At 68.4% G+C, this 11,016-nt stretch carries 12 protein-coding genes; 6 read left to right on the plus strand and 6 right to left on the minus strand.

Annotated elements, in window-relative coordinates; genetic code table 11:
- On the minus strand, window positions 1-219 hold a 219-nt coding region (locus SSPN_RS60685), incomplete at its 3' end, for a hypothetical protein (protein ID WP_010313001.1).
- A 76-nt stretch (window positions 220-295) separates the two neighbouring features.
- Here SSPN_RS60685 and SSPN_RS0131795 point away from each other — a divergent pair.
- From SSPN_RS0131795 to SSPN_RS57930, 5 genes are all read left to right on the plus strand, one after another.
- A complete protein-coding gene (locus SSPN_RS0131795) occupies window positions 296-1,072 on the plus strand; it encodes an ESX secretion-associated protein EspG (RefSeq protein ID WP_010313002.1) in 777 nt (258 codons plus the stop codon).
- 375 nt (window positions 1,073-1,447) lie between these two features.
- A complete protein-coding gene (locus tag SSPN_RS0131800) occupies window positions 1,448-2,284 on the plus strand; it encodes a trypsin-like peptidase domain-containing protein (RefSeq protein ID WP_010313003.1) in 837 nt (278 codons plus the stop codon).
- A gap of 546 nt (window positions 2,285-2,830) precedes the next feature.
- Complete coding sequence (locus tag SSPN_RS0131810) at window positions 2,831-3,571, plus strand: DUF6802 family protein (RefSeq protein WP_010313005.1); 741 nt, start codon at window positions 2,831-2,833, stop codon at window positions 3,569-3,571.
- Between the two features lie 405 nt (window positions 3,572-3,976).
- Entirely contained in the window at window positions 3,977-5,791 is a 1,815-nt protein-coding gene (locus SSPN_RS0131815; RefSeq protein WP_010313006.1) for a phosphoenolpyruvate carboxykinase (GTP), read from the plus strand.
- A gap of 282 nt (window positions 5,792-6,073) precedes the next feature.
- The gene (locus SSPN_RS57930) at window positions 6,074-6,238 is read left to right on the plus strand and encodes a hypothetical protein (RefSeq protein ID WP_010313007.1); all 165 of its coding nucleotides are present in this window, start codon (window positions 6,074-6,076) and stop codon (window positions 6,236-6,238) included.
- A gap of 120 nt (window positions 6,239-6,358) precedes the next feature.
- Here SSPN_RS57930 and SSPN_RS0131825 read toward each other — a convergent pair whose 3' ends face one another.
- From SSPN_RS0131825 to SSPN_RS0131840, 5 genes are read right to left on the minus strand one after another with little or no spacing between them, the layout of a single operon-like run.
- Window positions 6,359-6,601, minus strand: a complete 243-nt coding sequence (locus tag SSPN_RS0131825) for a hypothetical protein (protein ID WP_010313008.1) — start codon at window positions 6,599-6,601, stop codon at window positions 6,359-6,361.
- 23 nt (window positions 6,602-6,624) lie between these two features.
- The gene (locus tag SSPN_RS0131830; RefSeq protein WP_010313009.1) at window positions 6,625-7,464 is read right to left on the minus strand and encodes a carbohydrate ABC transporter permease; all 840 of its coding nucleotides are present in this window, start codon (window positions 7,462-7,464) and stop codon (window positions 6,625-6,627) included.
- A complete protein-coding gene (locus SSPN_RS46845; protein WP_237710857.1) occupies window positions 7,464-8,114 on the minus strand; it encodes a carbohydrate ABC transporter permease in 651 nt (216 codons plus the stop codon). Before SSPN_RS46845 ends, SSPN_RS0131830 begins: the two co-directional genes overlap by 1 nt.
- Before the next feature lie 2 nt (window positions 8,115-8,116).
- Window positions 8,117-8,332, minus strand: a complete 216-nt coding sequence (locus tag SSPN_RS60690) for a hypothetical protein (RefSeq protein ID WP_237710858.1) — start codon at window positions 8,330-8,332, stop codon at window positions 8,117-8,119.
- Entirely contained in the window at window positions 8,329-9,666 is a 1,338-nt protein-coding gene (locus tag SSPN_RS0131840; RefSeq protein ID WP_237710859.1) for an extracellular solute-binding protein, read from the minus strand. The genes SSPN_RS60690 and SSPN_RS0131840 overlap by 4 nt, the downstream gene beginning before the upstream one ends.
- 120 nt (window positions 9,667-9,786) lie before the next feature.
- Between SSPN_RS0131840 and SSPN_RS0131845 the strand changes: the two genes are divergently transcribed.
- The gene (locus SSPN_RS0131845; RefSeq protein WP_010313019.1) at window positions 9,787-11,004 is read left to right on the plus strand and encodes an ROK family transcriptional regulator; all 1,218 of its coding nucleotides are present in this window, start codon (window positions 9,787-9,789) and stop codon (window positions 11,002-11,004) included.
- Window positions 11,005-11,016 lie beyond the last annotated feature (12 nt).

Consider the following 11,016-nt stretch of genomic DNA (forward strand, 5'->3'; position numbering starts at 1 on the left):
GGGGCGGGCGGCCGGGCCGGTGTCGGCGGTCCCGGCCTTGGCGCGGGCGGCCGGGCCGGTGTCGGCGGACTCGTTGCTGGCGCGGGCGCTGGCTCCGGTGGCGCCAGTGCGGCGGGTGCTCGCGGCGCGGCTGGTGGCGGCATGGGCGCTGGTTCCGGTCAGCGCGGCAAAGGCAGCGAAGACCAGGAACACGAGCGGCCGAGCTGGCTCGAAGAACAAGACGACATCTGGCTCGACGACATGCCGAGGACGGCGCCGCCCGTCTTCGGCGAATAACACCAACCCGGGGGTAACGGTGTCCGAGCGATGGTTGCTGCCACCGCTGTGGTTCGACTTGTGCTGGGAAATCGGGAGATTCGACGAATACCCGTTCCCCATCGCGGTGCGCTCGCACGGCGCGACGCTCGAAGAGCGCGCTGTGCTACGCCAGCGGGCGCTGCCCGAGCTGCAAACCGTCGGCCTGCTCGCCGGTGACGGACTCGCCCCGCGCTTCGCTCGGGTGCTCGCCCAACTCGCCAAGCCAGGCCTGTGGATCGAAGGGCTCTGGATGCCCGACGACATCAACGAATCCCCGACCCGGCTGCTGGCAATAGCCACCGAGGAAGGCGCGGTGCTACTCGTCCAGGACCCGGGCGAATCCGAACTGCATGGGGGTGACCTGCGGATCTCCGTGCATCCGCGGACCTCGGTCGGCGCCGCGGCGGTCCAGGGCATGCCGCCGTCTCCGCCCGGGAAACGCCCGCGCTTGGCGGTTCCGGTCGCCGATCTCGCACCGCGCGACAACGCCGACGAAAGCTTCGAAAACGTCGACATGATGCAGTCCGCCGGTCCGAAGCGAGCCGCCCCGGCGGCCACGACGCTGCGCGCGATGACCGAGGAAAGCCATTTCCGCGACGGCCAGTTCACCGCGAACCTCCGCGACCAGTTGGGCCGCACGCACCGCTCCCAAGTGCTGAAGTGGTTCGACGCCGTCGAACCCGACGGCCGCTACGGCCTGACCCAACAACACCGCCCAGGCGTCGGCACGGAACTCGTCCTCGCCCCACTAGTGTCCTGCGCCGGAAATGCGTGAGATATATTTGTGCAGGGAGTTGAGGATCTCGTCTGCGGTCTTGGTCCAGGCGAATGATCTTGGACGCCCTCCTCCCATGTCCGCATCGCGGCCCCACTTCACATGATCTTCACGGAATCAATCATCTAGGCGCAGCAGAACTCGGCGCGGCGCTGGAAAACCGGATCGCCGAGATCCGCGCCGCCGGCTGAACACCACCCGGGTGCCCGGTGTGCAGCGAGACCGCTGGGGCGGCTGTTCTTCCTGGGGCCTCGGCTGGTCCTGATCGGCATCGCCGCAGGTCGCGGGGTGTGGTATCAGGTAGCGGTCAGGGCGCGTTGATGCCGGGATTCGCGGCGTTCGGGCCTTCCGCGGCACCGGGAGGAGGCCGTGCTCATGAGGACTCGTTTCGGGCTGGCGATCTCGTTGGTCGGCGTCGCCGTGCTGGCGGTTGCCGGACCTGCAGCCGGGGCTGCCGCGGCAGGACATTCCTGGGCCGCGGCATCCAGCGCGGCCGTGCATCCCGGGGTGCAGACCGTGACCAACTCCGCTCAGTGCACCGCCAACTTCGTGTTCCAGGGCGGGTCGAAGGTGTACATCGGGCAGGCCGCGCACTGCGCCGCGAAGGGCGATGCCACCCAGACCAACGGCTGCACCTCGGAGTCGCTGCCCATCGGCACCCACGTCCAGGTCAGCGGGGCGAGCAAGCCCGGGGTGCTCGCCTACAGCTCGTGGGTAACCATGCAGCGGATCAAGGAGAAGGACGCCAACTCCTGCGCCTACAACGACCTCGCGCTGGTCGAACTCGATCCGGCGGACGTCGGGAAGGTCAACCCGAGCATGCCGGTCTGGGGTGGCCCCAACGGCCTGAACACCTCGGGACTGCAGCAGGGCGACGTGGTCGTGACCTACGGCAATTCGAAGCTGCGGGCCGAAGCCAGCGAGCTGAACGCCAAGCAGGGCACGTCCCTGGGCGACAGCGGCGGCGGTTGGAGTCACACCATCCGCACCTCCACGCCGGGCATCCCTGGCGATTCCGGCAGTGCCGTCCTGGATGCCACGGGCCGCGCGGTGGGCGTTCTGTCCACTTTGAACATCACGACCAACATCGGGACCAACAATGCCGGCGACCTCTCCCGTGAACTTGGTTACATGCACGCCCACTCGTCGTTGCGGAACGTCTCACTGGTGACGGGCACGCAGGACTTCCGCGGCACCACGGCCATGCCATGATGCTCGACCTGCTCGCGATCCCGGCGTCCGGCGAAGACGCCAACGGCTGGCAGCGCAGCAGGACCGCGCTGCTGCGCGGGGTAACGGGCGGGCCGTGGCGTGGGGCGGCCGCCAGATCACGCTGATGGTCTCGGACGGTTGGGGCCGGGTCCTCGCGGAAACGCCGACCGGCGTCCCGGACCCGTTCACCGCGGTCGTCGCCGACGTGCCCATCGGCCCGGGTGCCACCACGCCTTGCACGCATACGGGCGACTGGTTCCCGGCTCGTTGTCTACGCCGTATACCTGGCGGGTCTACGGCGTACCCGAAAATCGCCGCCGAGGTCGTGGACATGACGGACAATTTTGCCTGGTCAGATACCTTGAGCCGGGTTGGGTGCAATAGGGCCCGAAACCGCTCACGGGCGCTGCGCTGCGCCGATCCAACGCCCTCAGGGGGTTTTGCGATCGCGATGTGGAAAAAGCCAGGTCCTTCATCTCGGGAACCCTCGGCCTCTACCCTGCGTCCTAGGCGTTGCAGGTGATCGGCGGCTGAGAGGTTGCGGACGTGTACATCGAGGAGCAAGGCGCGGGAGACGGCGACATCAAGGTCACCGTCGAGGGCGATGAGTACACCGCCGAGGCCAACTACGACTTCGATGGCGATGGCATCGACGAGACGGTCGCGGTGATGACCGACGACGGCTTCGTCGCCTACATCGACGACGACGGCGACGGCCAGGCCGACGTGATGCAGACGATCAACGCCGACGGCGTGGTGGTCGAGCAGGCCCGCTTCGACGCCGGCACCGGCCACTGGACCGGCGAGGCCCCGCAACAGCACCCCGGCGGCGCCGACCCGCATGACCAGGACCACGGCCGGTCGATGGTCATCGACACACCGCAGGGCGACATGCAGGTCGGCCCGGCCACCGAGGACACCAACCAGGACGGGATCGCCGACACCGCGGTCGTGGAGACCCAAACCGGCGGCACCATGCTGGTCACCGACGTCGACGGCGACGGATCGGCCGACCAGGTGGTGGAGATCAGCCAGACCGGCGACGTGACGATCTCGCACCACACCGGTGACGGCCAGTGGACCGTGGTCGAGCAGGGCAGGATGAGCGATGACGGGCAGTACGCCCCGAACCCCGCGATCGGCGCGACCGACGACGCGGCCTGGACCTTCGACGACACCGCCCAGCCGCACGCGGCCACCGTCGACACCGGGGCGCACGGCGAGCAGCAAGGCCATCGCGGCGGGGGCGCGGCCGGCAAGGCCGACTCCGACGACGCCTGGGTCTGACCTCTAGACCGCAAATCCTTTCCCCGCCCGATGCGCCTGCTCCAGGCCGTCGGGCGGGTTTTCTTCGCCCGCAGCACCGAACAACCGCCATTCGGACGACGCCCGCGCGTAACCCGACGTTCGCACAACCGTCCGGTTCGCCGGAAATTCTGGGACGCAGCGATCCCCAGGCGGCGAGATTTTCGTCCAGACCACCTCCAAGATCGCTTCTGAATCGATTCCCTTATCGTTCTTGTGAGAGAACGAACAACGCTGATCTCCATTCAGCGGCCATTCCGCCGTTAGCCTCGGTGCATCCCTTTTTCACTTCGCCCGGTCTTCGGGGCGGGCGAAGCTTTCCCTGCAAAGGCCGACGACCCCGTCGGCAAATCCGGGCTGTGGCGCCCAGTCAGGAGACACGACGCGATGACCGCATTGACCATCCCAGGTCTCGACCAGGCACCGACCACGCACGAGCGCCTGTTGTCGTGGGTGCGCGAAGTCGCCGAGCTGACCACCCCCGACCAGGTGGTGTGGTGCGACGGTTCGCAGCAGGAATGGCAGCGGATGACCGACCGCCTCGTCGAGGCCGGCACCTTCACCCGCCTGGCGAAGAAGCCGAACTCGTTCTACGCGGCTTCGGACCCCTCGGACGTGGCGCGTGTCGAGGAGCGGACCTACATCTGTTCCGCCGAGGAGAAGGACGCCGGGGTCACCAACAACTGGATGGACCCCAACGAGATGAAGGCGACCATGACGGAGCTCTACCGGGGCTGCATGCGTGGTCGCACGATGTACGTGATCCCGTTCTGCATGGGGCCGCTGGACGCCGAGCCGCCGAAACTGGGCGTCGAGATCACCGACTCCGAGTACGTCGTGGTGTCGATGCACATCATGACCCGGATGGGCGCGAAGGTCCTGGAGCGGCTGGGCGCCGCGGGCGACTTCGTACCCGCGCTGCACTCGGTGGGCGCGCCGCTGGAGCCGGGGCAGCAGGACGTGCCGTGGCCGTGCAACGACATCAAGTACATCACCCACTTCCCCGAGGAGCGGATGATCTGGAGCTTCGGCTCCGGCTACGGCGGCAACGCGCTGCTGGGCAAGAAGTGTTACTCGCTGCGGATCGCCTCGGCGATGGCCCGCGACGAGGGCTGGCTGGCCGAGCACATGCTGATCCTGAAGCTGATCTCGCCGGAGGAGAAGGTCTACTACGTCGCGGCCGCGTTCCCGTCGGCCTGCGGCAAGACCAACCTCGCGATGCTGCAGCCCACCATCCCGGGCTGGCGGGTCGAGACCCTCGGTGACGACATCGCGTGGATGCGATTCGGCGAGGACGGCCGGCTCTACGCGGTGAACCCGGAGGCCGGGTTCTTCGGCGTCGCGCCGGGCACCAACTGGAATACCAACCCGAACGCGATGCGCACCATCGAGCAGGGCAACTCGCTGTTCACCAACGTGGCCCTCACCGACGACGCCGACGTCTGGTGGGAGGACATGGAGGGCGAGCCGCAGCACCTCACCGACTGGAAGGGCCGCGACTGGACCCCGGACAACGGGGAGAACGCCGCGCACCCGAATTCGCGGTACTGCACGCCGATGTCGCAGTGCCCGATCCTGGCGCCGGAGTGGGACGACCCGAAGGGCGTGCCGATCTCGGCGATTCTCTTCGGCGGTCGCCGCAAGACGACCGTTCCGCTGGTGAACGAGGCGTTCGACTGGCAGCACGGCGTGTTCATGGGCGCCACGCTCTCGTCGGAGAAGACCGCCGCGGCGGCCGGCAAGGTCGGCGACGTGCGGCGCGACCCGATGGCGATGCTGCCGTTCATCGGCTACAACGTCGGCGACTACTTCCAGCACTGGGTGAACGTCGGCAAGTCCGCCGACGCCGCCAAGCTGCCGCGGATCTTCTACGTGAACTGGTTCCGCCGCGGTGAGGACAAGCGCTTCCTGTGGCCGGGCTTCGGGGAGAACTCCCGCGTGCTCAAGTGGATCGTGGACCGGCTGGAGGGCAACGCGGCCGCCGCCGACACCGCCATCGGGCGGGTGCCGACGGCCGACGAGCTGGACCTGGGCGGGCTGGACACGCCTAAGGCCGACGTCGACGAGGCGCTGAAGGTTGACGTCGAGGAGTGGAAGGCCGAACTGCCGCTCATCGAGGAGTGGTTCGACACCGTCGGCGACTCGTTGCCGAGCTCGATGCGCGATGAGCTGGTGGCCTTGAAACAGCGTCTCGGTCACTGACCGAGCGACCCCCGGACGGGTGGACTTACCGAAGCGACGTGGGAAGCTTCGCGTCCACCCGTCCGGCGCGGAGCTCCGCCAACCTGTGCGCATTCGTGCGGCGTTTCCCCAAGAGAGCTGAAGCTCTTTCGGGGAAACGCCGTTTTCATTTTCGCCCCCGGTGGATCTACGCAGCTCGAGGGAGCAGATCCAGGGATTCCAAACGATCAGCAACCCGGCGGACACTGTCTGCGTCCCAGTGATTACCGCCGAAAACGGCGCGCCGATACGAGGGGGTGTGTCATGGCTGATCTGGCCATGTTGGCGTTGTCCCTGATCGCGGTCGCTGCGGTGTTCGTTTCGCTGCGCAGGGAGGACCACGAAGTCGACGAGCAGTCGGAAGCCGGTGAGATCGACCGTATTCACCGGGACACGGTTCCGATCCGGAGGAGGCCACAACTGCGATGACTGCAAGGCGTCTCCAAAGGCCCGCGGGCGGCGAGCGGATCAGATCCACTCACCGCCCGCGAGCTTTCCGGGCAGTGCCGCGCCATCCGGGATATCAGCCGAGCGTGCCCGCCAGTCGCTCTAGCGCATCCAGCAAGGGGCGTCCAGCGCGTTGTGGTCGACAGGTGGCCCGTCGGGCGTCGGCAGCGGATTCGCCTTGAGGTCCGCGCGCAACTGATCCACAGTGGACTGGATTTGCCGCGGACCGGTTCCGAGGTGGTAGTTGGCTCCGTGCGCGGCCAGCGAGGGCAGGACGTCATCGCGCCAGCGGCGTTCGAAGGACTTCGTGGTCCGGCTGCTCGCCGACCACCTGGGCGCGGTCATGCAGCAGATCACCGCCGGATCCCTCAGTGCTTGATGGCTCCGGCGAGGCTGAAGGCGCCGCCGAGGGTTCGGGCGACGACCAGGTACAGGACGATCACTGGTGCCGTGTAGAGGATCGAGTACGCCGCCAGCTGGCCGTAGGCGATCAGGCCGCCCTGGCCGAAGAAGGTGAACACGCCCACCGATGCGGGCTGCGCGGCCGGGTCCAGCAGCAGGACGAACGGCACGAAGAAGTTGCCCCACGCCGTGATGAACGTGAAGATCGCGACCACCGCCATGCCCGGCATGATCAGCGGCAGCACGACCGAGCGCAGCGCCTGCATCGCCGACGCGCCGTCCACCCACGCCGCCTCTTCGAGGCTGATCGGAACGCCGTCCATGAAGTTCTTGGTCATCCAGATCGCGATCGGCAACGAGGTGGCGGCCAGGAACAGGGCGGTGCCGAACATCGAGTCGATCAGCTCCAGCTGCACGAACATGCTGTACACCGGCACCATCACCGCGGTCATCGGCAGCCCGGACGCGAACAACACGACGTACAGGAACGGCCGCCGGAACCGGAGCTGGTAGCGCGACAGCGGATACGCGCACAGCACCGCGGCGACCACCGCAATCAGCGCCGCGCCGCCGCTCAGCAGCAGACCGTTCCACAGTGGACGACCGCTGACCTCCCAGCTCAGCACCTGGCCGAAGTTGTCCAGGGTGAACTCGGTCGGCAGTCGTGCCGCCAGCGGCGCGTCCACGTCGAACGCGGCCGTGACCAGCCAGAGCAGCGGAGCCAGGAACACCAAGGCGATGACCGCGAGGACCAGGTTGACCACAGTGGACACCGAACGCCGCCGAGCTGAGGTCACCGAAGCCATCAGACCTCCTCCCGCAGGCTCTTCGCGTACACCACCGCGAACAGGCCGCCAATCAGCAGCAGCACCAGGGAGATCGCGGCGCCGTAACCGATCTCGTCGAACTCGAACGCCGAGTCGTACATCAGCAGCGGCAACGTCTGCGTCTCCGCGCCCGGACCACCGGCGGTCAGCACGTAGATCAGCGTGAACAGCCCAATCGTCTGCAACGTGATCAGCATCAGGTTGGTCAGCACCGAACGCCGGATGATCGGCAGCGTGACGTGCCAGAACCGGCGGAAGACCCCGGCGCCGTCGACGTCGGCGGCCTCCACCAGATCGGTGGGCACCTCGGACAGCGACGCCTGGTAGACCAGCATCGAGAACGCGGTGCCGCGCCAGACGTTACCCAGGATCACCGCCACCATCGGCGCGCTGTAGAGCCAGTCCTGCGGGTCGAGCCCCAGCCCGGCCAGCAGGTTGTTCAGCGTGCCATCGGTGTTCAGGAACGCGTAGACGGCGAACGCGGCGACGAGCTCCGGCAGCACCCACGCCGACACCACGACGATGCCGATCGCGCTGCGCAGCCAGCGCCTGCGGTGCTGGGTCAGCACGGCGATCAGCATGCCCAGGCAGTTCTGTCCGATGACCGCCGAGCCGACCGTGAAAACCACGGTCAGCCACGCCGAATGCCACAGCCCGGGTCGGTGAACAGCCGCCGGTAGTTCTCCAGCCCGACGAACTCGGGCGCGGTGGCCGCCGCACCGGTCAGGGCCGCGTTGGTGAACGAGACGTAACCGCTCCACAGAATCGGCCCGGCGACGAACAAGCCGAGCAGCAGCAGCGCGGGCGCCATCGGCACCAGCCACCGCCCGACCCGCGCCACCATCATCCTGCCCGGGTGTTCGCCGGCTGCACGATGCGCGAAACCTGTTGCGCCCACTGGTCGGCGACCTCGGCCGGCGGCTTGCCCGCCATCATGTCGAGCACCGACTGCTGGATCTGCTCGGACACCTTCGGGTACTCCGGCAGCGCGGGCCGGTAGTGCGTGGTGCCCAGCAGACCGATCCAGAACGGGTTGAGCGGGTTCGCGTCGATCACCCGCGGGTCGGCGGCGGCGTCCGCGCGGGCCGGGAGGTTGCCGCTGGCCGCCGCGTACTCCACGACGTTGTCCTTGGCCATCGCCTGCTTGATGAACTCGAACGCGTCGTCCTGCTTCCTGCTGGACGAGCTGATCGCCAGCGTCCAACCGCCGGAGAGGGTGACCGTGCCCGGTGCCTGCCCGTGCTGGGTGGGCATCGGCGTCGCCGCCATCGTCCGGTTCCAGTCCTGCCAACCGGAATCCACCCAGTTGCCGGAGGCGAAGCTGCCGTCCAACCGGATCGCGACCCTGCCCTCGCGGGTCAGGTCGTCGCGGAACACCTTGTCGTACTGCGCATCGGCGATCTGCGCCTTGCTCTGCGTCAGGTCCTCCGACAGCGCGGTGGACAGGAAGCCCAGCGCATCGACGAAGCCCTTGCTGGGCGCGATCCACTTCTGCTGCTGTTCGTCGTAGAGAGTGCCGGTACCGGTGCCGTACAACAGCATTTCGACGGTCTGCATGCTGACCGACTCGCCCTCGGCCTTGCCCAGCGCGAGGTCCAGCGCGATGGCGTCCGGACGGCGCTGCTTGGCCTGCCGGGCGGCGTCGAGGATGTCGTCCCAGGTCCGCGGCCGCCACTCGGCGGGCAGGCCGACCTCGGCGAACAGCTCGCGGTTGTACCAGAGGCCGCGGGTGTCGGTGTCCAGCGGAACGCCGTAGGTCTTGCCCTCGGCCTTCCCGGCCTGCTTGGTGGTGTCGATGTACTGGCCCCAGTCCGGCCACTGCGCGAGGCGATCGTCCAGCGGCGCCAGGTAACCGGCCGCGACGTCGGAGTTCACGTTGAAGCTGTCCTCGTAGAGCACGTCCGGTGCGGTGGACGGCGAACGCATCCGCAGCTGGAGTTTCGACAGGTACTCGCCCTCCGGCGCGACCACCGGGTCCAGCTTGACCGTCTTGCCCGGGTGCGCCTGCTCGTACTGCTGCTTGACCCGCTGCATCCACTGGTCGACCTGCAGCGTGTTGCCGTACCGGTGGTAGGCGACGCTGATCGTGTTCGGATCGTCCGCGGCGCTGCCGCCGCACGCGGCCAATGTGACCGCCAGCGTTGTGGTGATGAGCACGGACATCGCTTTTCTTCGGCGCATCGCGGTCCTCCCGCCAGCAGTGGTTGCGCCCGACCTGAGATCCGGATCACACTCTGGGCAAGATAATTCCATTCGATGGAACAAGTCAACGATCTTGCCGTCCCCGGGTGAGGAGCGCCGATGGCGAAAGCGTCCTGGCAGGGCACGAATCTTCCGCGGGTGGGCGGATTCAATCGCGCGGTGGTGCTCGACGCGATCCGCCAACAAGGTGAAGTCAGCCGCGTCGAACTCGCGCAGCGCACCGGGCTGACCGCGCAAACGATGTCCAACATCGTGCGTGCGCTGATCGACGACGGGCTGGTCACCGAGAACGGGCATGCGCCGTCCACCGGCGGCAAGCGCCGAGTGCTGCTGAAGGTGGTGCCGGACGCGTACTCGGCGGTGGGCCTGCACCTCGATCCGGAACGGATCACCGGGGTCCTGCTGGACATGGCCGGCGGGGTGCGGATGCGCAGCAGCCGCCGCGTCCCCGCCGACGCCTCGCCCGCGGCGGTCGGGGCCGCGCTGGCCCGCACCTTCCACCAGCTGGTGCGGCGTTCCGGCATCGCCGACGGCCGGGTGCTCGGCGTCGGGCTCGCGGTGCCCGGCCCGCTGGACGCGGCGAACCGCCGGGTGCTAGCGCCGCCGAACCTGGCTGGCTGGGCGGAGGTTCCGCTCGCCGACATCGTCGAGGAGCGCGCCGGGCAGCCGGTGGTGATGGACAACGACGCGACGGCGGCGGCGATCGGCGAACGGTGGGCGGGGCGGGGGGACCGCGCTGGGTCGTTCGTGTACGTCTACCTGGGTTCCGGGGTGGGCATCGGCGTGGTGCTGGACGATCAGGTGCATCGCGGGATCAGCAACAACGCCGGCGAGATCGGCCACGTGCACAGCGGCGGCGGACGCGAATGCCATTGCGGCAGAAGAGGATGCCTGGAGGCGTACTGCTCGATGCGCGCGATCGTCGCCGACTGGCGGGCTGCGAGCCGGGCGGAGCCCGACGGGGAACCGGCCGCGGCGGCGTACGAGCGGCTGTGCCGCCTCGCGGCGGAGGGCGATGCCACGGCCGGTCGGGTGCTGCGCGTGGCGGCGACCCGGTTGGGCCAGGCGTTGGCGTCGGTGGTGAGCGTGTTGGACGTCGACCGCGTGGTACTCGGCGGACCCGCGCTGCGGCATGTGGCGGAACTGGTGCGGACGCGGGTGGCGAAGGTCGTCGACGCGCAGGTGTGGGCGCCGGAGGTGCGCCCGGTGCGGGTGGAGACTGCGCTGATCGGCGAAGACGCCGGAGCGGTCGGCGCGGCCTCGCTGGTGTTGGACCACGTCTACTCGCCCCGGCTGGCCACGCTCCTCGGCTCCTGATCGGCCCCCGGG

This window comes from Saccharopolyspora spinosa NRRL 18395 (genome assembly GCF_000194155.1).
In the GTDB taxonomy this organism is placed as follows: domain Bacteria; phylum Actinomycetota; class Actinomycetes; order Mycobacteriales; family Pseudonocardiaceae; genus Saccharopolyspora; species Saccharopolyspora spinosa.

What these genes read in the sequence shown, in the direction of transcription:
- SSPN_RS0131815 (WP_010313006.1), top strand. Translation starts at nt 3,977, where the DNA reads ATGACCGCATTGACCATCCCAGGTCTCGACCAGGCACCGACCACGCAC.
- SSPN_RS57930 (WP_010313007.1), top strand. Translation starts at nt 6,074, where the DNA reads ATGGCTGATCTGGCCATGTTGGCGTTGTCCCTGATCGCGGTCGCTGCG.
- SSPN_RS0131830 (WP_010313009.1), bottom strand. Translation starts at nt 7,464, where the DNA reads ATGGCTTCGGTGACCTCAGCTCGGCGGCGTTCGGTGTCCACTGTGGTC.
- SSPN_RS0131825 (WP_010313008.1), bottom strand. Translation starts at nt 6,601, where the DNA reads ATGACCGCGCCCAGGTGGTCGGCGAGCAGCCGGACCACGAAGTCCTTC.
- SSPN_RS60690 (WP_237710858.1), bottom strand. Translation starts at nt 8,332, where the DNA reads ATGATGGTGGCGCGGGTCGGGCGGTGGCTGGTGCCGATGGCGCCCGCG.
- SSPN_RS0131840 (WP_237710859.1), bottom strand. Translation starts at nt 9,666, where the DNA reads ATGCGCCGAAGAAAAGCGATGTCCGTGCTCATCACCACAACGCTGGCG.
- SSPN_RS0131800 (WP_010313003.1), top strand. Translation starts at nt 1,448, where the DNA reads ATGAGGACTCGTTTCGGGCTGGCGATCTCGTTGGTCGGCGTCGCCGTG.
- SSPN_RS0131845 (WP_010313019.1), top strand. Translation starts at nt 9,787, where the DNA reads ATGGCGAAAGCGTCCTGGCAGGGCACGAATCTTCCGCGGGTGGGCGGA.